This is a genomic window from Rahnella sp. BIGb0603 (assembly GCF_024808755.1).
Classification (GTDB): domain Bacteria; phylum Pseudomonadota; class Gammaproteobacteria; order Enterobacterales; family Enterobacteriaceae; genus Rahnella; species Rahnella contaminans.
The window spans coordinates 348283-371730 of sequence record NZ_JANUEX010000002.1; the positions used below are offsets into that span (position 1 = coordinate 348283).

21 protein-coding genes are annotated in these 23448 nt (G+C 55.8%); 6 read left to right on the forward strand and 15 right to left on the reverse strand.

Going from position 1 to position 23448, the window contains the following annotated elements; genetic code table 11:
- Positions 1–22 precede the first annotated feature (22 nt).
- Entirely contained in the window at positions 23–1342 is a 1320-nt protein-coding gene (locus M2403_RS06725; protein ID WP_259228793.1) for a cytochrome c, read from the forward strand.
- A gap of 30 nt (positions 1343–1372) precedes the next feature.
- Here the strand turns inward: M2403_RS06725 and M2403_RS06730 are convergent, their stop codons facing one another.
- Positions 1373–2479 carry a GGDEF domain-containing protein gene (locus M2403_RS06730; RefSeq protein ID WP_254303039.1) on the reverse strand — a complete coding sequence of 369 codons (1107 nt, stop codon included), beginning with the start codon at positions 2477–2479 and terminating at the stop codon, positions 1373–1375.
- 270 nt (positions 2480–2749) lie between these two features.
- Here M2403_RS06730 and dauA point away from each other — a divergent pair, with 270 nt between their 5' ends.
- Positions 2750–4417, forward strand: coding sequence for a C4-dicarboxylic acid transporter DauA (gene dauA / locus M2403_RS06735; protein ID WP_259228794.1), 1668 nt, complete (start codon positions 2750–2752; stop codon positions 4415–4417).
- 75 nt (positions 4418–4492) lie between these two features.
- Here the strand turns inward: dauA and kdsA are convergent, their stop codons facing one another.
- From kdsA to hemA, 6 genes are all read right to left on the reverse strand, one after another.
- Positions 4493–5347, reverse strand: a complete 855-nt coding sequence (gene kdsA / locus M2403_RS06740; protein ID WP_152326288.1) for a 3-deoxy-8-phosphooctulonate synthase — start codon at positions 5345–5347, stop codon at positions 4493–4495.
- A gap of 96 nt (positions 5348–5443) precedes the next feature.
- Entirely contained in the window at positions 5444–6253 is an 810-nt protein-coding gene (sirB1, locus tag M2403_RS06745; RefSeq protein ID WP_152326289.1) for an invasion regulator SirB1, read from the reverse strand.
- Between the two features lie 2 nt (positions 6254–6255).
- Positions 6256–6645, reverse strand: a complete 390-nt coding sequence (locus M2403_RS06750; protein WP_152326290.1) for a SirB2 family protein — start codon at positions 6643–6645, stop codon at positions 6256–6258.
- 43 nt (positions 6646–6688) lie between these two features.
- Positions 6689–7522 (reverse strand): peptide chain release factor N(5)-glutamine methyltransferase, encoded by an 834-nt coding sequence (gene prmC, locus M2403_RS06755; protein WP_165057612.1) that lies wholly within the window; start codon positions 7520–7522, stop codon positions 6689–6691.
- Entirely contained in the window at positions 7522–8604 is a 1083-nt protein-coding gene (gene prfA, locus M2403_RS06760; protein WP_152326292.1) for a peptide chain release factor 1, read from the reverse strand. The genes prmC and prfA overlap by 1 nt, the downstream gene beginning before the upstream one ends.
- A gap of 32 nt (positions 8605–8636) precedes the next feature.
- Positions 8637–9899 carry a glutamyl-tRNA reductase gene (gene hemA / locus M2403_RS06765; RefSeq protein ID WP_217153087.1) on the reverse strand — a complete coding sequence of 421 codons (1263 nt, stop codon included), beginning with the start codon at positions 9897–9899 and terminating at the stop codon, positions 8637–8639.
- Between the two features lie 279 nt (positions 9900–10178).
- Between hemA and lolB the strand changes: the two genes are divergently transcribed.
- From lolB to prs, 3 genes are all read left to right on the forward strand, one after another.
- Positions 10179–10802 (forward strand): lipoprotein insertase outer membrane protein LolB, encoded by a 624-nt coding sequence (gene lolB / locus M2403_RS06770; protein WP_152326294.1) that lies wholly within the window; start codon positions 10179–10181, stop codon positions 10800–10802.
- A gap of 1 nt (position 10803) precedes the next feature.
- Positions 10804–11667, forward strand: coding sequence for a 4-(cytidine 5'-diphospho)-2-C-methyl-D-erythritol kinase (gene ispE, locus M2403_RS06775; RefSeq protein WP_259228795.1), 864 nt, complete (start codon positions 10804–10806; stop codon positions 11665–11667).
- 167 nt (positions 11668–11834) lie between these two features.
- On the forward strand, positions 11835–12782 hold the full coding sequence (prs, locus tag M2403_RS06780) for a ribose-phosphate diphosphokinase (protein ID WP_013575591.1): 948 nt from the start codon (positions 11835–11837) through the stop codon (positions 12780–12782).
- Positions 12783–12896: 114 nt separating this feature from the next.
- Here prs and ychH read toward each other — a convergent pair whose 3' ends face one another.
- On the reverse strand, positions 12897–13175 hold the full coding sequence (ychH, locus tag M2403_RS06785; RefSeq protein WP_152326296.1) for a stress-induced protein YchH: 279 nt from the start codon (positions 13173–13175) through the stop codon (positions 12897–12899).
- A gap of 291 nt (positions 13176–13466) precedes the next feature.
- On the opposite strand from ychH, the gene pth reads away from it, so the two are divergent.
- Positions 13467–14057, forward strand: a complete 591-nt coding sequence (pth, locus tag M2403_RS06790) for an aminoacyl-tRNA hydrolase (protein ID WP_192938081.1) — start codon at positions 13467–13469, stop codon at positions 14055–14057.
- Between the two features lie 72 nt (positions 14058–14129).
- Here the strand turns inward: pth and M2403_RS06795 are convergent, their stop codons facing one another.
- From M2403_RS06795 to M2403_RS06825, 7 genes are all read right to left on the reverse strand, one after another.
- Positions 14130–16043, reverse strand: a complete 1914-nt coding sequence (locus tag M2403_RS06795; RefSeq protein ID WP_259228796.1) for a cation-translocating P-type ATPase — start codon at positions 16041–16043, stop codon at positions 14130–14132.
- Between the two features lie 12 nt (positions 16044–16055).
- Positions 16056–17099, reverse strand: a complete 1044-nt coding sequence (gene hflK, locus M2403_RS06800) for a protease modulator HflK (protein WP_165057617.1) — start codon at positions 17097–17099, stop codon at positions 16056–16058.
- The gene (gene hflC, locus M2403_RS06805; protein ID WP_152326299.1) at positions 17096–18133 is read right to left on the reverse strand and encodes a protease modulator HflC; all 1038 of its coding nucleotides are present in this window, start codon (positions 18131–18133) and stop codon (positions 17096–17098) included. Before hflC ends, hflK begins: the two co-directional genes overlap by 4 nt.
- Positions 18130–20088 (reverse strand): SPFH domain-containing protein, encoded by a 1959-nt coding sequence (locus M2403_RS06810; protein ID WP_259228797.1) that lies wholly within the window; start codon positions 20086–20088, stop codon positions 18130–18132. The genes hflC and M2403_RS06810 overlap by 4 nt, the downstream gene beginning before the upstream one ends.
- Positions 20089–20294: 206 nt before the next feature.
- Entirely contained in the window at positions 20295–21431 is a 1137-nt protein-coding gene (locus M2403_RS06815) for an ROK family protein (protein WP_152326301.1), read from the reverse strand.
- A gap of 68 nt (positions 21432–21499) precedes the next feature.
- On the reverse strand, positions 21500–22657 hold the full coding sequence (locus M2403_RS06820; RefSeq protein WP_259228798.1) for an N-acetylglucosamine-6-phosphate deacetylase: 1158 nt from the start codon (positions 22655–22657) through the stop codon (positions 21500–21502).
- Positions 22650–23426, reverse strand: a complete 777-nt coding sequence (locus M2403_RS06825; protein WP_259228799.1) for a 6-phosphogluconolactonase — start codon at positions 23424–23426, stop codon at positions 22650–22652. Before M2403_RS06825 ends, M2403_RS06820 begins: the two co-directional genes overlap by 8 nt.
- Positions 23427–23448 lie beyond the last annotated feature (22 nt).

The following is a 23448-nucleotide window of genomic DNA, read 5'->3' on the forward strand; positions in this document are numbered from 1 at the left end:
TTGATTTTCTGAGGACTGAGCAATGAAAATGAAATTCATGCTGGCGATGCTGCCGTTAGTGGCAGCGACCAGCGCCTGGGCGGATGACGCCTCCGGTAATGCAGAACTTATCAAACGCGGCGAATATCTGGCGACTGCCGGTGACTGCACCGCGTGTCATACGGCACCGGGTGCGGATAAAACCGCGAAATTTGGCGGCGGTTACCCGCTGGCCTCGCCGTTCGGGGTGATTTACGGCACCAATATTTCCTCCGATAAAGAATTTGGTATCGGCAGCTGGACGGATGATGAGTTCGTGCGTGCGGTGCGGGAAGGTGTCGGCAAAGACGGACAACAGTTGTATCCGGCGATGCCGTATGACTCTTTCACTAAGATGAGACGCGACGACGTGCTGGCGGTGAAAGCTTATCTGATGTCGCTGCCTGCGGTGCATTCCGCCGGGCCGCAAACCGATTTGTCTTTCCCGTTCAACCAGCGCTGGGGCATGCGCGTGTGGAAGTTATTTAACTTCGATAAAGGCGAGCTGAAAAACGATCCATCCAAATCTGCGGACTGGAACCGTGGGGCTTATCTGGTGGAAGCGCTTGAACACTGCGGCACCTGCCACACGCCGCGCACGCTGACCATGGGCATGGACACCGACAAAGCGTTTTCCGGCGGTGATTTAGGTTCCTGGGTGGCGTTTAACATCACACCGGACAAAAACGCCGGGATCGGCACCTGGTCGCAACAGGAACTGGTGACGTACCTGAAAACCGGTTTTGTGGCCGGGAAAGCGTCAGCGTCCGGTGCGATGGGTGAAGCTATCGAGCACAGCCTGCAACATCTGTCTGACAGCGACCTGAACGCGATCGCGACCTATATCCGTTCCGTACCGGCTGTCGGTGACGACAAGCAGACCAAACCGCGCGATGCCTGGGGCCAACAGAATCAGGATGTGTATCCTCTGCGCGCCGAAGGCCAGACGGTGAATGAATCCGCCGCCGCGCTGTTTAACGCCAGCTGCGCAGCCTGTCACGGTAAAGGCGGCGCGGGCAGCGGTGAAGGATTCCACGCCTATCCGTCGCTGTTCAGCCACACCAGCACCGGTTCATATGACAGCCGGAATCAGGTTTCGGTGATCTTAAATGGCGTCCAGCGCCATATGGATAAAGGCGAAATCATGATGCCTTCGTTCGCTAACCAGCTGAATGATGAGCAAATTGCGACACTGAGCAACTATGTCAGCACGCAGTTTGGGGATCCGGCAGGCGCAACGGTGACGGCGAAAGACGTGGCGAAGATGCGTAAAAACGCGGATCTGACCTATCCGCCAAAAATTGAAGAAGGCACGCAGAAGTAGCGGTAAACAGGGAGCCGTAAAGGCTCCTTTTTACATTCTTTGCGGATGGCGTTTAGCGCCGAGCGCGGCCAGCGTCAGAATTGAACTGGCTACAACGCAGTTTTTCCCTTTCCGTTTCGCTTCGTATAACGAAAAATCGGCCAGTTTCAGCGATTTACGGATAATCATGCCGGGTAAATATAGCGATACCCCCAGTGACACTGTCACTCTCAGCGTGCGGCCATCTTCGAGGATAATCACGCAATCCTCCACTTCCTTGCGGATACGTTCTGCAATCGCCAGTAATGTGGCGGGATCATACGCTGACGTCATCACCAGAAACTCCTCGCCGCCGTAACGCCCGGCAAAATCCTCGTTGCGCGTCAGGTGACGTAATAATCGTCCTACCTCAATTAATACACGATCGCCCACCAGATGGCCTAGCGTGTCATTTACACGTTTGAAGTTATCAATATCCAGCAGAATTAACCCGCAGGCTTCGCGCTGAATTTGCCGCTGAGCCAGCCAGTAATCCAGACTGGCGCGGTTATTGATTTGCGTCAGCTCATCGGTTGCGGCCTTCACGCGGATGGTGAAGACTTTATTCATGTAGATTTCTTTATAATTCAGCGCGTGATAACAGAGGATCATGCAGCAGGCGGCAATCGCCTGATAAAAAATCAGCTCGGTCCACGGCACTTCAATACCGTGAATTCCGGAAACCAGCGCCAGACGGAAAATACCGACCAGCACGATCGTAATATACAGTTCGCGATGTTTACGTCTTCGCCAGACGCGAAATAAAAACAGCGTGCCGAGAATAATGCCCATAAACAGATTATTCAGCGTGAACATCCCGCTGAAGAGAAACGCCACGAAATAGCTGGTTAACCCGCTGAGCCAGCCGCCGAAAAAAGTCACTAAAATCATCGGCAACATTTCAAAACTGAACGACAGATTTTCGGTCAGCACCAGCTGGTTACCGCGCAGGTATAATGCCGTGATCCCCGCGACCAATCCAAACGCCAGCCGTTTCCAGTGGGCGCCTTTAAACGTAAAAGGTTCACTGCGGCTCAGTACAAAAAAACTGATTGAAAGCGTGGCGTAGGTGACGCAAATATCCCCATACAAACTTCCCAGTGACATGATGTCCGGCATAGATAACGGCGCCCTCTCACGCTTTCCCTGACCGATTTACGGGTATTAACTTAAATATAGATGATGAATGCCTCCGTCGTGTGCGTCAGTGAAATAACTGGCGACACGTCACATTGCCAGCAATCATAATAATGCGAAGTCCGTATCCGGCTGCATTGCCCTGCTTTGATTTAGGTCCATGCAAAATCAGTGTAACCGGCGTAGGCTACAAATTTCCGGTGAAGGAAGACCGGGTTCTTTTCAATATTTTCTCCAGGTGGTTTACGCCCTATGAATACCTCAGGAAGACGCCATGTCAGCCTTTTCAGCGCCCTGACAGACGCCTGTTTTCGTGAAAAATATACCCTTCAGCGTTTACTCAAAGATGCCATTGCAGGCGTCACCGTGGGAATCATCGCCATCCCGCTGGCGATGGCACTGGCGATTGGCAGTGGTGTTCCACCGCAGTACGGTCTGTACACGTCGGCAATTGCGGGCATCGTTATTGCCATTTTCGGTGGCTCGCGTTTCAGCGTTTCCGGCCCCACGGCGGCGTTTGTCGTCATTCTCTATCCGGTTTCACAGCAGTTCGGTTTATCGGGATTATTGCTGGCGACGCTGATGTCCGGGTTTATTCTGTTGCTGATGGGCCTCGCGCGTTTTGGCCGGTTAATCGAATATATTCCGCTGCCGGTGACGCTCGGTTTTACGTCCGGCATTGCGATCACCATCGGGACGATGCAGTTCAAAGATTTCTTTGGCCTGACGATGACGAGCGTGCCGGAACATTACCTCAGTAAAGTTGCCGCGCTGGTGATGGCGCTGCCAACGCTGGATATCGGCGATGCGGCAATTGGTATCGTCACGCTTGGCGTGCTGATTTTGTGGCCGAAGCTCGGGCTGCGCGTGCCCGGCCATCTGCCTGCATTACTCGCCGGTTGCGCCGTGATGGCAATTTTCATGCAGGCCGGGCATCCGGTTGCCACCATCGGTTCGCGTTTTCACTTCCTTTTGCCGGATGGCACGCAGGGCAACGGCATTCCGCCGATCCTGCCGCAGTTCGCGCTGCCGTGGGCACAGCCTGACGGCAGCGGCCTGAGCTGGTCGCTGGTTCAGGCATTGCTCCCCGCCGCATTTTCCATGGCGATGCTCGGCGCGATTGAATCATTGCTGTGCGCGGTGGTGCTCGACGGCATGACCGGCAAAAAACACCATTCGGATAATGAGCTGATCGGTCAGGGTATTGGCAACATGGTCAGCCCGTTCTTTGGCGGTATTACTGCCACGGCGGCCATTGCGCGGTCGGCGGCGAACGTGCGTGCTGGTGCGACATCACCGGTTTCCGCCATTATTCACTCTCTGCTGGTCATTCTTGCCCTGCTCATTCTTGCTCCGCTGCTTTCGTGGCTTCCGCTGGCGGCGATGGCAGCACTGCTGCTGATGGTGGCGTGGAATATGAGTGAAGCGCATAAAGTGGTGGATTTACTGCGCCGCGCGCCGAAAGACGACATTCTGGTGATGCTGACCTGCATGAGCCTGACGGTATTGTTCGATATGGTGATTGCGATTACGGCCGGGATTGTGATGGCTTCACTGCTGTTTATGCGCCGTATTGCCCGGCTGACGCGCCTGACTGAAGTTGCCGTCGAAACACCGGATAACACACTGGTTCTGCGCGTCAACGGGCCGTTATTCTTTGCCGCCGCCGAGCGCATTTTCAGTGAACTCCAGGCGCGGGCCGGGGGCAAAAAAGTGATCGTCCTGCTGTGGGATCGCGTCGCCGTTCTTGATGCCGGCGGCGTTAACGCCTTACGCAATTTCATCGACGCACTGCCGGAAGATACGGAACTGCGCATTGCAGAAATCCCTTTTCAGCCTCTGAAAACGCTGGCGCGCGCCAGAATGCAGCCGGTCGAAGGCCGCCTGAGCTTCCACGGGAGTCTGGCGGAGGCGCTGTAAATCTTTAAAACTTCTGTTGTAGAAACAACAAAGGCGACCCGAGGGTCGCCTTTTTACTGACATTCAAACCACAAATTACTTGCTGGTATCGAGCGCCGGGAAGCTTTTCACCAGATCGTCGATGGCTTTCATCTGAACCAGGAATGGCTCCAGTTTGTCGAGCGGCAACGCTGACGGGCCGTCGCATTTCGCGTGAGCCGGATCTTCATGTGCTTCGATGAACAGGCCTGCGATACCGACCGCCATACCTGCGCGCGCCAGTTCTGCAACCTGCGCACGACGGCCGCCGGAAGCCGCGCCAAACGGGTCACGGGTTTGCAGTGCGTGAGTCACGTCGAAGATCACCGGGTGACCGCCCGTTGCGTTGATCATCACGTTCATGCCCAGCATGTCGACAACCAGGTTGTCGTAACCGAAGTTACTGCCGCGATCGCACAGGATAACCTGATCGTTGCCGCCTTCTTTGAATTTATCCACGATGTTACCCATCTGCCCCGGGCTCACGAACTGTGGTTTTTTCACGTTGATCACGGCACCCGTTTTCGCCATCGCTTCAACCAGATCGGTCTGACGAGCCAGGAAGGCAGGCAGCTGAATAACATCAACCACGTCTGCAACCGGCTGTGCCTGCCAGGATTCGTGAACGTCGGTGATGATTTTCACGCCGAAGGTTTTCTTCAGTTCCTGGAAGATTTTCATACCTTCATCCAGACCCGGACCGCGGTAGGAATGAATAGATGAGCGGTTGGCTTTATCAAAAGACGCTTTGAAAACGTAAGGAATGCCGAGTTTCTGTGTCACGGTGACGTAATGTTCACACACACGCATCGCCATATCGCGTGATTCGAGTACGTTCATCCCACCGAACAACACAAACGGCAGATCGTTGGCGACTTTAATGTCCTGAATGCTAACCACTTTATGTTTCATGCTTTGGCCTTTTTAATGGTAAATCCTTCACCGTGAAATGCGTCAACGCGTTGTCTCATCAGCATTTATCCGGTGATAACGTAAGGTAACTTAAAATCAGTGCAACGTGACTTGCTTGTGCTCAATCGAGTGGATCTGCACTTTAATCACTTCTGAAATCGGGTCTTCCGGGCACTGCTCAACAAAATAGCTGAGATCGGAAATCGCCACGTGGTCACACTCCAGTTGAGCATAAATCAGACCACGGTCGCGGATTTCATACGGGTCATCCGGATCAAACTGTAAAACCGTTTCACTCGCCCGCAGCGCCAGTTCGAACTGTTTTTCTTCCATCAGCGCCGCTTTCAGCGTGTCGAGCATTTTACGCACGATCATTGTGTTATCGGCTTCTTCCAGATCATCATCTTCGATAATCGCCGTCACGCCCAGATTCCCTTTCAGCCACACGTTAAGCATGTGCTCATTGAGCGTGTCGCCGTTGATCGGATTGAGCAACCACATTTCTTCATCCATCCAGTCAGCGCGGAGGATCAGTTGTGTCGGAAAGATGACCGGCATCAGCGGTAAATCCAGCTCATGCGCGATGTGCAGGAAAATCACGCCCAGCGAAACCGGCGTGCCCTGACGCGAAGCCAGCACCTTGTCGATCCAGATAGCGTCCGAAAGGCGGTAAACACCGCCCGCGCCACCAAATCCCCAGGTGCGGTAAAACAGTTCAATCAACACTTCAAGCTGCTGATCCTGATCAAGGTCCTCAGGAACCACGCGGCGTGCTTCATCAACCAGCGTTTGCAGCTGTTGGCGCACATCGTCCGCATTGAAATCAAAACGCACAGATTCCGTTACTTTGATCACCCCGGTACTGAGCCGGGTAGTGTTAAATTCAAAATCAGCAAGGGTACTCATAGTTATCCCATTAGAAGCGGTATTTTCGTCAGCGCCAGTTTGAGAACCAGATACAGGCAAGCGAGCGCCAGAATAAAGGCCAGCCAGCGGGTTTTCTGGCTAACAGGTCGCTTGCTCAGGGCCACAAAGCCCAGCGCGATATAGATAATAACGCCAAAAATCTTTTCGGTCAGCCAGGTTCCCTGTGGGCTGAACGGATAAAAGTGCGTGATGAAGATAAGCGAAATGCCGCTTAAAAGCAGCAAGGTGTCCACAATGTGCGGAACTATCTTCACCCAGCGTTTCTGCATCATAGCAGAACCCGACCATTTCCAAAAAAATCGCAAAACAAACAGCGCAATACTCAGGGTGATCGTGGCCAGATGGAGATGCTTTATCCAGACATACGCCATTGCCTGTTTCCTTCTTTTATCGTTTTAAATTCAATGATTTTGACTACGAAGTCCGCTGTCCGAGGCTGACGCGATCGTTGCCGCCATAATCTTTCACCGTCGAAACTTGCTGATAACCGGCATCGCACAGCAGTTTTTGTACGTCTTCCGCCTGCTGCCAGCCATGTTCGAGCAACAGCCAGCCACCTTTTTGAAGATACGCGGGTGCCGTCTGAATAATATGAGCCAGATCAGCCAGACCGGCATTTTCTGCCACAAGCGCGCTTGACGGTTCAAAACGGACATCACCCTGCGCAAGATGAGGATCCGTGGCGTCTATGTACGGCGGATTACTGGCGATCAGGGCGAACGTTTCACCGGCGACCGGCGAAAACCAGCTGCCCTGTAAAAAACGCGCATTGGTGATATTCAGCTTTTGCGCGTTGTGTTTCGCCAGCGTTACCGCGTCGGGCTGCAAATCGATACCGGTCAGTTGACAGTCAGGCCGCTCACTGGCCAGCGCTAACGCAATCGCGCCCGTTCCTGTCCCCAAATCCAGTACCTTCACCGGCTCAGACGGCAGACGGGCAAGCGCCTGTTCGACCAGACATTCGGTATCCGGACGCGGAATTAACGTGGCGGGAGAAACCGACAGCGGCAACGACCAGAACTCACGTTCACCGGTCAGATAGGCAACGGGTTCACCCTGCTCGCGTCGCGCCAGCAGGGTTTCCAGTTGTAAAAGCTGAGTGGCCGTCAGCGGTGTTTCGCCAAAAGCCATAATGTAGGTTCTTGCCCGGCCAGTCACAAAGCCGAGCAGGATTTCAGCGTCACGCTTCGGGCTTTCACCCGCAGCCAGACGGCGCGTAGCCTCACGCAGCCAGCGCTGAAAATCCATTAGTCCTGCTCAGAAAGTGCTGCGAGCTGATCGGCCTGATACTCCTGCACAATCGGCTGGATCAGCGAGTCGAGTTTGCCTTCCATTACTTCATCCAGACGGTAAATTGTCAGGTTGATGCGATGATCGGTCACGCGGCCCTGAGGGAAATTGTAGGTACGGTTACGGTCAGAACGGTCACCGCTGCCCAGCAGGTTTCGGCGCGTAGAGGCTTCTTCCGCCTGACGTTTCGCCACCTCTGCCGCACGGATACGCGCACCGAGCACGGACATCGCCTTGGCTTTGTTTTTGTGCTGAGAACGTTCGTCCTGACATTCCACCACAATCCCGGTCGGAATGTGGGTAATACGGATGGCAGAATCGGTGGTGTTGACGTGCTGACCACCCGCGCCGGAGGAACGGAACGTATCAATGCGCAGATCACCGGCGTTGATTTCCGGCAATTCGGCTTCCGGAATTTCCGGCATCACGGCAACGGTACAGGCTGACGTATGAATACGTCCCTGAGATTCGGTTTCCGGAACGCGCTGAACGCGATGGCCGCCGGATTCAAATTTGAACTGGCCGTACGCGCCCTCACCGCTCACTTTGGCGATGACTTCTTTATATCCACCGTGCTCGCCTTCGTTGGCGCTCACGATTTCCACACGCCAGCGACGCGATTCTGCGTAACGGCTGTACATGCGGAATAAATCACCGGCAAAAATCGCCGCTTCATCACCACCGGTTCCTGCACGAATTTCAAGGAAACACCCGCGTTCATCATCAGGGTCTTTCGGCAGTAACAGAAGCTGTAATTTTTGTTCGAGATCTTCGAGGGTAGCTTTGCAGTCTTTGATTTCGTCCTGCGCCATTTCGCGCATCTCGGGATCGTCGAGCATCATTTCGGCAGTTTCTAAATCTTCCTGCGCCTGACGCCAGGCCAGAAAACATTCGGAAACAGACGTTAACTGAGCGTATTCGCGGGAAAGACTGCGGAATTTATCCTGATCGGCAATGACGCTGGCATCGCCGAGCATCGCCTGCACTTCTTCGTGGCGCTCTTGTAACGCTTCCAGTTTGGCAACAATAGAAGGCTTCATGCGTGGTGTTTAACCCTGTGAGAAAAGGAGAATTACTGCTGATCCAGCCCGAGGCTGTCGCGTAAAATTTGCAAACGCTCCACATCACCGTCGCTGGCTGCCTGTTGCAGAGAACGGGTTGGCGCGTGAATAAGGCGATTGGTCAATTTGTGGGCTAATTCCTGGATCACCGCTTCGACGTCAGCGCCCTGCGCGATGGCGGCTAAGGCTTTTGCTTGTGCGTCGGCGCGAATAATATCAGCACGTGAGCGATAATCACGAATAATTTCAACGGCTCCCTGCGAACGCAGCCAGGCCATGAAGTTTGAGCTTTCCTGCTCAACGATGGTTTCCGCCTGAATCGCAGCGGCTTTACGCTGGGCAAGATTGTTTTGAATAATGCTGTGCAGGTCATCAACGCTGTATAAATACGCGTTGGCAAGCTTACCGACTTCCGGTTCGATATCACGCGGAACGGCGATATCGACCATCAGCATCGGCTGATTACGGCGCGCTTTGAGCGCTCGTTCCACCATCCCTTTGCCGATAATCGGCAGCGGGCTGGCGGTAGAACTGATAATAATGTCGGCTTCGGCCAGACGGGAATCAATATCCTGCAAACTGATTACTTCCGCGTTAACTTCCGTTGCCAGCGCCTGCGCACGTTCGCGGGTACGGTTCGCAATCATCATATGACGGACATTGTGCTGATGCAGATGACGCGCCACCAGTTCGATGGTTTCACCCGCACCGACCAGCAACACATTCACTTCAGAAAGGGATTCGAAAATCTGGCGCGCCAGCGTACAGGCGGCGAAAGCGACGGAAACAGCACTTGCGCCGATATCCGTTTCAGTGCGGACACGCTTGGCAACGGAGAAGGATTTCTGGAACAGACGTTCCAGTTCGCCGGAAACGGCACGGCCATTTTGCGATTCGGCGAAGGCTTTTTTGACCTGCCCGAGGATCTGCGGTTCGCCCAATACCAGCGAATCCAGCCCGCTCGCCACGCGCATCAGATGGCTGACGGCGTCATTATCATGGTGCCAGTACAAGCTTTTACGGACTTCATCTTCACTGAGATGATGATAATCGCATAACCATTTAACCAGCTGTTCTTGCAGGTTTTCCTGTTGTTCGACGCTCAGATAGAGCTCCGTACGGTTACAGGTAGACAACACGACTCCGCCCTGCACCAGCGGTTGCTGGAGCAGACTGGAGAGCGCCTGATTAAGAGTCTCGGGTGAAAATGTTACCCGTTCACGCAGAGACACCGGGGCGGTTTTGTGGTTGATACCTAATGCAAGCAGGGTCATATGGGAAGCGATTATCGACTTATACTTTATAATAGTATGGGTTTACGTCTGCTGCGCATTCTACAAGATGCGCGGGATCAATAAAAGCCGTACAGCATCTAACGTTAAATCCATTTACAAATCAGTATTGTCCCAAAACTCTCCGATCGTCGATCATCTGTACCGGGTGCCGATCACCCGATGCGCTGGCTGTGCTAAACTAGCGCACGCCGTATTTGACTGGCCCCTTTTCTGTTTATAAAAGCCACCGCCGCCAAAGCACAAAGGATTTAACCTGTTATGCCAATGCGTAAAACACATTTTGTTCGCCTCCTCCCTCTGGCAAGTTTAGTGCTTGCTGCGTGTTCGATTAATGCGCCGAAAGGCCCGGCGACCAGCCCGACGTCTCCGCAATGGCGTGAACATGAAGCTCAGGTCAAACAACTCGAGCATTATCAGACCCGCGGCTCTTTCGCTTACATTTCCGATAAACAGAAAGTCTACGCCCGCTTCTTCTGGCAACAATACTCCCCGGAAAGCTACCGTCTGCTGCTGACCAATCCGCTTGGCAGCACCGAAATGGAGCTGAAAGTGCAAAGTGGTATCGCGCAACTGACCAATAACGAAGGAAAGCATTACACCAGCGACAATCCTGACGACATGATCCGTAAGCTGACCGGCATGTCGATTCCGCTGTCCAACCTGCGTTTGTGGATGCTTGGCCTGCCGGGTGATGGCACTGATTTCACCCTCGACAGCCAGTATCGTCTCTCCCAGGTTAAGTTCAGCCAGAATGGTCAGAGCGGCACCGTGGTGTATCAGGCCTATGACGACGACGCCAAACCGTCCCTGCCGCAACGTCTGGAAATGACCCAGGGCGAACAGCGCATCAAGCTGAAAATGGATAACTGGACATTAAACTGAGATGACGCAGCAATTGTGGCCGTCTCCGGCTAAACTCAATTTGTTCCTTTATATCACCGGGCAGCGCGCCAACGGCTACCATGATTTGCAGACGCTGTTTCAGTTTCTCGATTACGGCGACAGCCTGAGTTTTAACGTGCGCACCGACGGCGTTATCGCCCTGACCACCCCGGTTGAAGGCGTTTCAGACGACGAAAATTTGGTGGTGCGCGCCGCTCGTCTTTTGCAGAAACACACGGGAAACCCGCTTGGCGCAGATATTTCCCTGCAAAAGCAGATCCCGATGGGCGGCGGCCTGGGTGGCGGCTCCTCTAACGCCGCAACCGTTCTGGTTGCCCTGAACACCTTGTGGAATTGCGGGCTGACAGATACGGAACTGGCTGAACTCGGCATCACGCTGGGCGCGGACGTGCCGGTATTTGTGATGGGTTTTGCCGCGTTTGCCGAAGGCATTGGTGAAATCTTGCAGCCGGTCACACCGGACGAAAAATGGTTCCTGGTAGTTCATCCCGGTGTTCACATTCCGACCCCGGTAATTTTCGGCGATCCGGAACTGACCAGAAATACACCAAAACGCCCTGTAAATGTGCTTTTGAACACGCCTTACGCAAATGATTGCGAACCGATTGCGAGAAAACGTTTTTACGAGGTTGAACAGCTACTTTCTTGGCTGTTAGAATACGCGCCGTCGCGACTGACCGGAACAGGTGCTTGTGTGTTTGCCGAATTCGACACCGAATCCGAAGCCCGTCAGGTTTTAAATGAAATCCCGGCATGGAGTCGGGGTTTTGTTGCACGCGGTGTCAACGTTTCACCGTTACACCGTTTTCGCGAAGCCGGGTTGAGAACTGCGGGCAAAGCGTAGAGAGTCACAACGGTTATGTGTCTGTTCTTTGCCAGCGAATTATTCACCGGTTTTTGTTTAAGCAGTAAGATTTAGAAGTATCGTGAGCATAATGCTTTGGTACCGCTCACCGCCCGGTGGTGCCAAAAGCCAATGTCTTCCCTGGACGCAAGCCTGAGGTTCTTCTCGTGCCTGATATGAAGCTTTTTGCTGGTAACGCCACCCCGGAACTAGCACAACGTATTGCCAACCGTTTATACACCAGCCTTGGTGACGCCGCCGTCAGTCGTTTCAGCGACGGTGAAGTAAGTGTGCAAATTAACGAAAATGTACGTGGCGGAGATATTTTCATTATCCAGTCCACCTGCGCGCCTACTAACGATAACCTGATGGAACTGGTCGTCATGGTTGATGCCTTACGCCGCGCCTCCGCTGGTCGTATCACAGCCGTTATTCCTTATTTCGGCTATGCACGTCAGGATCGCCGGGTGCGTTCTGCCCGTGTGCCAATCACCGCGAAAGTTGTGGCTGACTTCCTGTCCAGCGTCGGTGTTGACCGCGTTCTGACCGTTGACCTGCACGCAGAGCAGATTCAGGGCTTCTTTGATGTACCAGTAGACAACGTTTTCGGCAGCCCTATCCTGCTCGAAGATATGCTGCAACAAAATCTGGAAAACCCAATCGTTGTTTCCCCGGATATCGGCGGCGTTGTTCGTGCCCGTGCCGTGGCGAAACTGCTTAACGATACCGACATGGCTATCATCGATAAACGCCGTCCACGTGCCAACGTTTCTCAGGTGATGCACATCATCGGTGACGTCGCGGGCCGTGACTGTGTGCTGGTTGATGACATGATCGACACCGGTGGCACCTTGTGTAAAGCCGCTGAAGCACTGAAAGAACGCGGTGCTAAGCGCGTATTCGCTTACGCAACTCACCCAATTTTCTCCGGCAACGCAGTGGAAAACATCAAAAACTCCGTCATCGACGAAGTGATTGTATGCGACACCATTCCGCTGTCCGCAGAAATCCGCGCACTGAAAAAAGTACGCACCCTGACCCTGTCAGGCATGCTGGCTGAGGCTATCCGCCGCATCAGCAATGAAGAATCCATTTCTGCAATGTTCGAGCATTAATCACAACGCCCCTTTTCAGGGGCGTTTTGTTTTCTGTAAAAACTGACTGATTCAGAAATGCAAAAAACCGTTGAAGCGTGAGCGACAACGGTTTTTTCTTTTCAGGCCGTTTAATCAGGAATGGCGATGTGTCTTACTGTTTGAACACCGTGAGTCGTAGTGACGCACCCACCAGTAGCGATCTGCAACGCGTTCGCGCCCGCCGACTCTGGCACCGGCCAGCCACAAAATAGCCCCGATGAAAATACTGCCGACAGCACCGTGAGCCATAAACTGCGGTAATCCCAGTTCAGGCAATTGATTTAAAATGGAATAACCAACGCCACCGACCATTGTGAGCAAACCGAGTCCCATCAGGGCATTGCCCAGTCTCATTGCGGTTTTACGTTTCATCTGTCACCTCCGGTTGTCGATAGTCTTAGCATCATTGCTGTCTTGTCATTTCCTGCCTTAACTATAGACGTCCCATCCGGTTCACTTTGCGGTCACGATCACAGACAGAGAACATTAGATGACAATTCTTTACGTTTTCCAGTCAGATACATTCGGAGAGTTAATAATTAACTTTGGAAACTATTCAGAAACGACCCCATTTAACGGAATAACGTGGCCGGATATTTGGCACAGCGAAAACGGACAGGTAAACTACCCCGCTAAACCTCACCCGATTAAGAAGCGAAAACCGTGAGCAGCATTAAATTGATCGTCGGGCTGGCCAATCCCGGAGCCGAATATGCCCAAACCCGCCACAACGCGGGCGCCTGGTATGTTGATCTTCTGGCCCGCCAGCACAACCAGCAGTTAAAAGAAGAAAGTAAGTTTTTTGGCTATACCGCGCGTTTATCCCTGGCAGGTCAGGACGTTCGTTTGCTGGTGCCGACCACCTTCATGAACCTGAGCGGTAAAGCCGTTCTGGCGATGGCGCAGTTCTACCGCATTGAGCCGGACGAAATTCTGGTCGCGCACGATGAACTGGATATCCCGCCGGGCATGGCGAAAATTAAGCTTGGCGGCGGCAACGGCGGCCACAATGGCCTGAAAGATATTCAAAGCAAATTCGGCGGTAATCCGAATTTCTACCGTCTGCGCATTGGCATCGGCCATCCGGGCGATAAAAGCAAAGTGGTGGGATTTGTCCTGGGCAAGCCGCCAGCCAGTGAACAGAAGCTGATTGATGATGCGATTGATGAATCACTGCGCTGCACTGAATTGCTGATGAAAGACGGTTTGGAAAAAACCATGCGTCGTCTGCACACGTTTAAAGCCGAACTTTAATCCGCGCAGGCTGACCGCTATTCCTGCTGACGGGCGCAACTTTTGCGCCCGTTTTAATTTTCACTGACTGACTTACAGGGGCTCGTCAAACCGCAGTAAGCGTCCGGCATTGCCCAGCACCAGCAAGGTACTCAGGTTATGCAATAAAGCGGCAATCAGTACACCGGCCACGCCGAGTAACCCCATAGCCGCCGCTGCCATCACTACCAGCGTCCAGCCCAGCCCGATGAAAACATTGATTTTGAGCGTCTTACGGCAGGCACGGCTCAGCCGAACGCAAGTCCCGAGACGCCGCAGATCGCTGCCGATCAGCACCACGTCGGCGGAAGCCAGCGCAATATCGCTGCCACCCGCCCCCATTGCAATGCCCACCACGCCCGCTTTTAACGCCAGAGAATCATTGATACCGTCCCCGACCACCATTGGCCGGAACCCTTGTGCGATTTCGGCTGAAACCTGATGCAGTTTATCTTCCGGTAACGCCTGCGCAACGACATCACTGATGCCCAGTTCTCCGGCAATACGGTTGGCTACGCTGGCGCGATCGCCGGTCAGCAAAAGTTGTCTTTGCAGCCCAAGCTGACGCAGTTCAGCCAGCGCCGTTTGCGCCTCCGGCCTGAGCGAATCGGCCAGCATTAGCCAGCCGAGAAAACGCCCGTTAAGTGCCAGCCCGACCAGCGGCCCGTCGTGTTCAGGTTCGTCATTCACCGGGATATTGTTCTGGCTGAAAAATGCCGGGCGCCCTAACAGCGCATCGCCCTGTGCGGTACGCGCACGCACGCCCATGCCCTGCTGTTCTGACACGTCGTCCAGCGGTAAATATTGTTCACGCGGCAGTAATTTTGCCAGCGCACGGCTGACCGGATGGCTGCTCGCCGCACCCAAACTGGCCGCCAGCCGGAACACCGCATCCGAAGACGCCTCTGCGGCCAGCACCGTGCGCTGCAAATGCAGTTCACCGTGCGTCAGCGTGCCGGTTTTATCGACCACGATGGCGTTCAGGTCCGCCAGTTCTTCCAGAAATGCGGAGCTGCGGATCAGGATCCCGTGACGCGCCGCCACCGCGATCCCGGCAATGGCCGTGGCGGGCGCGGAAAGCACCAGCGCGCACGGACAGGCCGCCACCAGTACCGCCAGCATGGCATGGGCATCACGCGTGATAAACCAGGTCGCGGCGGCAATCAGTAAAATAAGCACCAGATATTGCCCGGCATAGCGTTCGAGCAAACGGGTGATCGGCGGTTTGGCGTGTTCGGCTTTTTGCATCAGCGCAATCACTTTACCCAGCGTGGCGTCCGCGCCGGTGCGCGTGACTTCAACGTTGAGTAATCCGTCGAGATTAATGGCCCCGCCGAAAACGTCATCGCCTGCGCGGGCTTCCTGTGGCACGGATTCGCCGGTGATCGGCGCAGTATCCAGACTGGCGCTGCCGGATAACACACGGCCATCGGCGGGCAACCGGTCACCAGCGCGGACTTCAACCCGGTCGCCGGTTCGCAGCTGGTGGTTATCGATTTCTTCAATTTCACCGTCAGGCAAAATCCGCCGGGCGCGGCTGCGCGTCAGATGGCTCAGCGCGTCAATGGCTTCCTGCGAACCGATCACGCTACGCTCTTCCAGAATATGACCAAAAATCATAATGCCCGGCAGCAATGCGGCGGTCATCAGGTCGCCGGTTGCCCACGCCCCCAGCATCGCGATGGCAATCAGCTGATCGGTCACGCCGTGCAGACTGGGGCTGCGTAAGCTGTAAATTGCCGAACGCAGCACCGGCACCGCGACCAGCAGTGACGCCACGCCAAACAGAATTTGCCCGACGTCGCTTTGCTGCGGATACAGCCACTGCCAGAGCCAGCCGCACAGCAACAGACCAAATGCGGCCATCGCCAGCAAAAGCTGCACCGCCATATTTCGCTGTTCATGGCGCGTTAACAGCACGCTTTTTGCGGGCGACGTGTGCGGTTCTTCAGAGGAAAAAGAAGTCACGGAAGCAATACCTCAGGGTTGAGATGTCGGACGGTCTGGCCCCGGCAGGATCAGATGCGCGTCGTCGTGGGGATCAACAGCAGTGACGCTGCCGGCATGCGCGAGGATCGCAGGCATCCGTTCACGCCACAAACGCCACAGCAATTCCGGCGAATGGTCGCCGGCCAGCTGCACTATGGTCGCGGTATCGGTGGACGCGCGGGCAATCTGCTCGCTGGCTCTGGCATGGGAAACCTGTAAAGCGCGGTCTGCCGACTGAACGGCGTCCTGATGAACACGCGCCGCCTCATTACTGGCGCTGGCGATGTTTTGATCCGCCTGCTGGCTGGCCGTCAGCACCGCATTGAACGCATCCACTGCTGCCGGAGGCAGGGACGACTGCACGTCAACGCGGCGGACTTCGATACCGGTACTGCTCCCGCCCGCGCTCAGCGCCGCCAGTTGCTGATTTATGCCCTGACGCAAATCGCCGCGCAGCCGTTCGCGGCGTTCGGCGATATTGCTGCCGTTGCCAGCTATTTCCGGCCGGGCGACCAGAATGGTGTCGAGATCCCGTGAGGCACAAATCGCCACCGCCGCATGCCCGGTTAAACGGTCAAGCGCCGGTAACACGTGTTCGCCTTGCAGCACAAATGCCACCGGATCGGTTATCACGTAGTACACCTGTACATCCAGCTGAACCACGCCGGAATCTCCGGTCAGTAAATATCCCGCACCGGCGACGGCATCACTTTTCTCGCCACCGGTATTGTTCCATGCGGGCACAATGTCGGTTCTCAGCAAGGCGGTGACATGATGTTCGATCACCCGATCGGCCGCGGGTAAGATTTCAACCTGTTCCAGCGGTTCCGGCCATGCCAGCAACAGCCCGGCTCCCGCCGTGCGCGAAACGGCACCAAACCGCATCACCACCGCGCGCTTGTCCGGCTCTATCTGCCGGACGTTGGAAAACAGCCAGCTCGCCGCAGCAATCAGCGTCATGGCGAACAGCGCCAGATACGCCAGACGCCCCGCCTGAAACCACGCATTTCCCTGAAAACGGGATAACGGATTCATGGGCGCGTTCCGTTAGCCGGGGCAGCGGGTAATGCCGGCGGGCCTTCGACCAGCTGGCGGAACGGTGCCGCATCGGTGCCCAGCACCAGTTGCGTGCCCGGCGTGATGACGCTGCTCAGCGTGTCGAGCGAGCGCAGCAGATCGTAGAGTTCAGGATTACCGGCGCGGGCCCTGGCGTAGATTGCCGCACTCTGCACCTGTGCCTGCGCTTCGATATTGGCCGCATTGACTGAGGCATCCGCCTTAATAACGCGGGCGTCACGTTCAGCGGAAGACCGGATTTCAGCCGCCTGACGCTTGCCTTCGGCAGAGCGCTCGGTAGCAATGGTTTCCCGCTCAGCCCGCATGCGGTCAACGGTGGCATCTAAGGTCACTGACGGCAGCGTCAGCCGCTCAACGCCAACCTGCACCAGTTCGATGCCGTAGCTGTCGAGCAGCTGGCGGGCGATCTGGTCATGCAGATGTTGCTCAAAACCGGAAAGCCGGATTTTGCTGGCGTCGGTGTTCACCAGGTCAGCCAGCGCAAAACCGCTGGTGGTCGTTTCCAGCGCCGAGCCGATAAACGTCCGTATCTGCGCAGCCGCCATATCCGGCTGATTTTGTACCGCGCGGATAAAACGCTGCACGTGCTGAGGATCGTTTTTCACCTGCCAGACGGTATAAGCCTGAACGATGATCCGCAGCCCGTCGCGCGTGCCAACATCCTGCAAACCGCTGGAAGTGGTACGGATACGCAAATCCACCGGGATCGCCGTTTCCAGCGGAACCGGCAGATGCCACGCCAGCCCCGGTTGCAACAGTACGCGCACCGGATTGCCAAAGCGCGTGATCACCATGGCTTCGCCGGAACGCACCTGCACCAGACAGGCCGTGGCGGCAATCAGCGCCACCAGGACGGTGGCAATCGTGACCCGTCGCCAGAGTTTGGGCGCCGCGGGGCCGGAATAATGATGGTGATGACCGGCACCGTGATGATGCCCGTGGTGCGCGTCGTGATCGTGTCCGTGGCCTTCAGGTTGTTGGGAATCACTCACCGGGTAGTCTCCGCTTTGACAGAATGCGCCGCTTTATCCGCTCCGGGCGTAAATGGCAGGGTAAAATTTCTCAGATCCAGCACCGGCGGCGTCCCGCCCCCCATGCGATGATCGACAATCAACACCTTCGGATGTTGCTGCATGGCCAGCGTCAGACGGCTGAAATAGCGTTCGGTCAGGAACGCCTGTCCTCCGGTCTGATACGCCTGATTTTCGGCGTTAAAGGAGAGCGCCATGACCTGCGCCTGATCCAGATTTTCATGGCTTTGTGCGGTGGCCGCATCCTGCGCCAGCCCGGCAAATTGCTGCGCGGCATTCAGCTGCTGTGCGGCCTGACCTTTCTCACCGGCAATCGCACTTTGCGCCAGAATTTGTGCCGCCTGCACGCCGTGATAAGCGTCCGCCGCCCCCGCAGGCGGATGGATCGACTCGATCACCGTCGCCAGCAGTTCCACCCCGCTGTTGAGATGATCAAGCTGCGCCTGCACTTTTTGCCCGATATCTCCGGCCAGACGGGTCTGATCGCTGCCCAGCAGGCTGTCGAGCGTGCGCGAGGAGAAATCATGCACCAGCACCTGATTGGCAATACTGCGGATCAGCACCGGCATATTTTCGGTGTGATACAGGCTCGCCATCGCCGCGTCATCATTCATGGCGATGCGGTACACGAAGCGGACGTCCATATTCATGATTTGAAAACTTTGCCGGTCATTCGCTGCGCTGGCGATGATTTGTGATTTGTCGCTGCTGTGGCCGGAATCCCATAACCGGTTCGCGCTTTCCGGCGCGGGACCTTCAGCTGTGTCTGCCACCGCGGCGGGTGTGGCGGTTAGCGGTTCTTCTGAACCCGTGGTGAGTTCATGCACTTCGCCGTTATCCACCATCAGCGTGCGGCCAAAAGGCCACGGCAGCCCGGCATGTAAACCGGGCTGTCTGACGGCCACCGGTTTGCCGAAGGATTCATAGATCCCGCGCTGGGTCAGCGGTACCTCGCTGATTCCCGTCAGCAGCCAGCCGGTCAGCAGGAGGATTGCGCCGAGCGGCAACAGCGCGCGACGCATAAAGCGGAGCGCCCAAATCTGGCGGAGATCGATACCAAAGTGCTGATGCAGTTCGTTTTGCACAAATTGTAGCGGACGCGGCGGCCAGCAGAGTTGCGCCGCCAGCAGGCTGCCGGCAATAAACTCCGGCTCTTTGTCTTCTCGCGGCGGTGAAAATACCGCGATCAGCGCCCGCAGGAAAAGCTCCAGCGCCACCAGCGCCGGTAACAATCCGGTGAGCACCAGCAGGTGTGCGGGCCATACCGCGGTTCCTCGCGCAAACATCAGGGCCAGCGCCGTCAGCAAAAAGACGCCAATTAACATGCGCATCAGCGGTGCCAGTTTTGCCGCTTCCGGCCATTCCTGCGGATTTTTTAACGTCCAGTGACGCTCAAGCACCAGCACGGCGAAGGCGCAAAGAATAAAGAAAGAACCGGCGAAATAGCCCGTATTCCCGGTTTCATTGACCGGTAACGGCAACTGCCACAGCAGCGCGATGAGCAGCAAAGCGGCTAATGCGGGAAGTGCCTGAAAGAAAACGTGCGCATCGACATAGCGTAATAGCGGGCGCATCCACGCGCGGGAGGCCAGACGCTGAGAAAATCCGGGGGGAATTTGCGGCCCGGCCAGGCCGTTACGGGAGGCAAAGTGTTGCTCGCGCCAGCGGGTAATGCGCCGGGCGCATTGCAGCGAGGCAGCGCAAACCCACATCGCCGCCATGATATTCCCGACCACCCACGGCCAGACCGACTCCGGCGTGACCAGATACAACATCAGCAATATCAGATACAACACGCTGCTGATCACCATCACGGCGTGGATCAGCCCGCTCAGCCAGCGCGTGTGGGAAGCGGCGGACTGAAAGCGCAGCAGCTTGCTGGCATCGTCCGTTCCGGATGCTTTATTTAGAATCATGTCCGCTCCGGCAAAGGAGAAAAAATAATCCGCCATGCTGGCTGTGCGCCAGTTCGTGTCGAATTAACCGAGCGTAACCGTATAACATTACAGAATTTTCGGCGATATGAATTTAGCCGCTTTTTTGCCACTAAATGTAAGCGATTATCTTACGGCACGCCGGTTGCCAGGCGCAGCCGCTGTCGGCGGTTTGGTGTCTGAAGGGATTACGTGAGGGAGACGGATTCAAAACGCCGGAACATCGCCAGCGCCAGGCCACGCGCGGGATTGAACCGTTCGGTAACAAAGGTGATTTGCGTGCGACTGAACGGAAACGTCAGCGTAAATTGCTGCGCTGCGGCCAGCGTATTTTCAACAAATAAAGGATGAACGTTATAGGGGCAATCAATCAGCAACGTTTTCGGATTCATTAAATGAATAATCTGGCTCAGCGCTTTACCCAGAAGTTGCCCTGCCTGCGACATCACCTCATTCACAATTTCAGCCGACTGCTGGCGGTTATCCCAGTTCAGCCCCGGCTGACGCTGTTCCAGTTGCCGGTTGATGGCCGAAAGGCCGATCAGGGATTCCAGACAGCCCCGCTGACCGCATGAACATAACGGCCCGTCAGGCAGTACCGCTAAATGGCCGACCTCGCCCGCCGTCCAGCTTCCGCCGGAATATACGCCATGTCCGGTTAACAGCGCGCCGCCAATCCCTTCGCCAATTCGCAGATAAAAACGGGCGTCATTGTCATTGGCGCTTTCGCCTTCGCGGGCAATCAGCGCCGCCGCTTTGACGTTATTCCAGACGCTGACCGGCACGTTATCTGCACAGGTCAGTAAAGGTTGCAGGTTGACTTCGCCCCAGCCCAGATGCGAGGACACATGCAAAATGCCCTGCTGATGGTCGATGATGCCGGGAAAACCGACACCAATGCCGGCCAGACCGGGCCACGCCTGCTGTAGCTGCTGACAATGGCGCATGATTTCCGCCAACACGGACTGCGGTTGGGAGGTGTCGAGGGAAAAGGTTTTTTCATCAATGGTCTGCGAGAAATAATCACAAACCATCCAGTGAAGACGCTGGCGCTCGATCATGATGCCTGCGGCTTTGATTGACGACGGGTTCAGCGCAATGTGAATTTTCGGACGTCCGATACTGCTGGTCTGCGCCACGCCCTGTTCTTCCACGTAGCCCAGCGCCAGCAGGTCATCAACAATCAGGGAAATGGTGTTTTTACTTAACGCCAGCGCCCGGGAAATATCCAGACGGGAGCTGATTTTCTGCTGGCGAAGATAAGCCAGTACACGCTTTTCATTGTACTGGCGCAGCAGCGCGGGTCCTTTGCCTGAGTCTTTCATGTCATGACTTTCCATCGCGTTACACCGTAGCGTCGCATTATTACATGACTGAGGATCCGCCCGTCAACCTATTCACCCCGCCAGACTTCCGCCCCGTTTTTGTACGTCGCCAGCAGCCGGAGTGCGTGACTTTCATCCTCGCGCAGAAGAATGGCATCCAGCGGTGCACCGGGAATAAGCCCCTGAGCGACCGGAAGATTCAGCCGGGAAGCTGGCCGGACTGACGCCATCTGAACCGCTTCCGGCAGCGGAACGATGCCATTTTTTAGCAGCGTGTTGACGCCGTATAACAGCCCCTGAACCGAACCGGCCAGCAGCGCCGGATTGTTCGCCATCGACAGCCGTCCTTCAGGGCTCAGCACCACATCCCCGCCGATATGCGAATGATAATGTCCCGGCGGCATTCCGGCGTGGCTGGTGACATCACTGACCAGCAGCGCCCTGCCATTTTTAGCCCGTATAAAGGTTTTCAGCACGGAGAGCGGCAGGTGTTCGCCGTCGGCAATCATCGCGCACCACAGATCATCCTGGGCCAGCTGCTCCCAGATGTAGTTCGGATGCCGCGGCAACGTCAGATGCGCACCGTTCCCCAGATGCGTCGACATCTGCGCGCCCGCTTTCACCGCCGAGGCAATTTGTTCTGCGCTGGCGGCGGTATGGCCGATGGATACCACCACATTATCCGCGACACACTGGCGAATAAAACCGTCCGCATTTGGCCATTCCGGCGACAGAGTGATCAGGCGGATCCGTCCGTCCGCCGCCGTCTGCCAGCGCTGAAATAAAGCATAATCAGGGGCCTGAATATGCGCTTGGTTATGTGCGCCGCGCGGGCCGTCCTGCGCGGATAAAAAAGGGCCTTCCAGATGAATACCGGCAACCGATGCCCCGACGGACGGAAACTCGCGGCAAGCCGCCGCCAGCGTGCTGACCATTTCCGTAATTTCATCCGCGCCGTTGGTGATCACCGTCGGCATAAACGTCGTTACGCCCTGCTGCCACAGCGCCTGCACCACCTGCTTAACGGAACCGACGCTGAAAGGAAAACTGTTAAAGTCAGCGCCACCGTAACCATTGACCTGTAAATCCACCAGACCCGGTGCGATCAGCGGCAGATTTTCACCACCCGTTACCGGGCGAATCTGGCTGATATTGCCGTTATGCGCCACAATCTCAACCGGCTGTTGTGTACGATAATCCCTGCCGCGTAACGTGATTTCACTCATCCGCTAACTCCCCGAAACCCGCGATATCGGTATACAACGTGCAGGCCGGATGCGTGCGAAGCACCGTCGCCGGACAGGCCGCCGACGGCGGCGCGGCCAGGGTCTGCTTAATCGCCTGATGCTTATTCTTGCCGGGTACCATGCAAAATAATCGTGCCGCCGCCATCAGCGTCGGGATTGTCAGCGTCAGTGCATGCACCGGCACATCATTCAGCGACGGAAAGCAACCATCGTTCACCTGTTGCTGACGGCATACCCCATCCAGCTCAACGATTTTCATGGGCAGCGGATCGTCAAAATTCGCCACCGGCGGATCGTTAAAAGCTAAATGCCCGTTCTCCCCGATTCCCAGACAGACCATATCCACCGGAGCCTGTTGCAGCAGGCGGGCATATTCCGCGCAGTTTTGCACCGGTTCACCCGCCGCCGGAATTTTGTAAACCGCGCCCGGCCTGACGATATCGAACAGATGCTCCGTCAGATAATGGCTGAATAGCGCCGGAGAATTTTCCGGCAACCCGACATATTCGTCCATGTGAAACGCGTCCACCCGCGCCCAGTCAATATCTGCGGCCTGCGCCAGATGCGCCAGGAACTCATTCTGTGACGGCGCGGCGGCGAAAATCATCCGCACGCGCGCCTGTTGCTGAAGACGTTGCCGCAAATGTAGCGCCGCATCGCGGGCAGCGGCTTGCCCCATGTCTTCGCGACGGGTGAAGACTTCAACATTCAGGCGTCCCGCCTGCGTAACGTACAGTGGTGATGTCATAGTAAAACCTGCTTTGTTATTT

What these genes read in the sequence shown, in the direction of transcription:
- M2403_RS06725 (WP_259228793.1), top strand. Translation starts at nt 23, where the DNA reads ATGAAAATGAAATTCATGCTGGCGATGCTGCCGTTAGTGGCAGCGACC.
- M2403_RS06730 (WP_254303039.1), bottom strand. Translation starts at nt 2,479, where the DNA reads ATGCCGGACATCATGTCACTGGGAAGTTTGTATGGGGATATTTGCGTC.
- dauA (WP_259228794.1), top strand. Translation starts at nt 2,750, where the DNA reads ATGAATACCTCAGGAAGACGCCATGTCAGCCTTTTCAGCGCCCTGACA.
- kdsA (WP_152326288.1), bottom strand. Translation starts at nt 5,347, where the DNA reads ATGAAACATAAAGTGGTTAGCATTCAGGACATTAAAGTCGCCAACGAT.
- sirB1 (WP_152326289.1), bottom strand. Translation starts at nt 6,253, where the DNA reads ATGAGTACCCTTGCTGATTTTGAATTTAACACTACCCGGCTCAGTACC.
- M2403_RS06750 (WP_152326290.1), bottom strand. Translation starts at nt 6,645, where the DNA reads ATGGCGTATGTCTGGATAAAGCATCTCCATCTGGCCACGATCACCCTG.
- prmC (WP_165057612.1), bottom strand. Translation starts at nt 7,522, where the DNA reads ATGGATTTTCAGCGCTGGCTGCGTGAGGCTACGCGCCGTCTGGCTGCG.
- prfA (WP_152326292.1), bottom strand. Translation starts at nt 8,604, where the DNA reads ATGAAGCCTTCTATTGTTGCCAAACTGGAAGCGTTACAAGAGCGCCAC.
- hemA (WP_217153087.1), bottom strand. Translation starts at nt 9,899, where the DNA reads ATGACCCTGCTTGCATTAGGTATCAACCACAAAACCGCCCCGGTGTCT.
- lolB (WP_152326294.1), top strand. Translation starts at nt 10,179, where the DNA reads ATGCCAATGCGTAAAACACATTTTGTTCGCCTCCTCCCTCTGGCAAGT.
- ispE (WP_259228795.1), top strand. Translation starts at nt 10,804, where the DNA reads ATGACGCAGCAATTGTGGCCGTCTCCGGCTAAACTCAATTTGTTCCTT.
- ychH (WP_152326296.1), bottom strand. Translation starts at nt 13,175, where the DNA reads ATGAAACGTAAAACCGCAATGAGACTGGGCAATGCCCTGATGGGACTC.
- hflK (WP_165057617.1), bottom strand. Translation starts at nt 17,099, where the DNA reads ATGAATCCGTTATCCCGTTTTCAGGGAAATGCGTGGTTTCAGGCGGGG.
- M2403_RS06810 (WP_259228797.1), bottom strand. Translation starts at nt 20,088, where the DNA reads ATGATTCTAAATAAAGCATCCGGAACGGACGATGCCAGCAAGCTGCTG.
- M2403_RS06815 (WP_152326301.1), bottom strand. Translation starts at nt 21,431, where the DNA reads ATGAAAGACTCAGGCAAAGGACCCGCGCTGCTGCGCCAGTACAATGAA.
- M2403_RS06820 (WP_259228798.1), bottom strand. Translation starts at nt 22,657, where the DNA reads ATGAGTGAAATCACGTTACGCGGCAGGGATTATCGTACACAACAGCCG.
- M2403_RS06825 (WP_259228799.1), bottom strand. Translation starts at nt 23,426, where the DNA reads ATGACATCACCACTGTACGTTACGCAGGCGGGACGCCTGAATGTTGAA.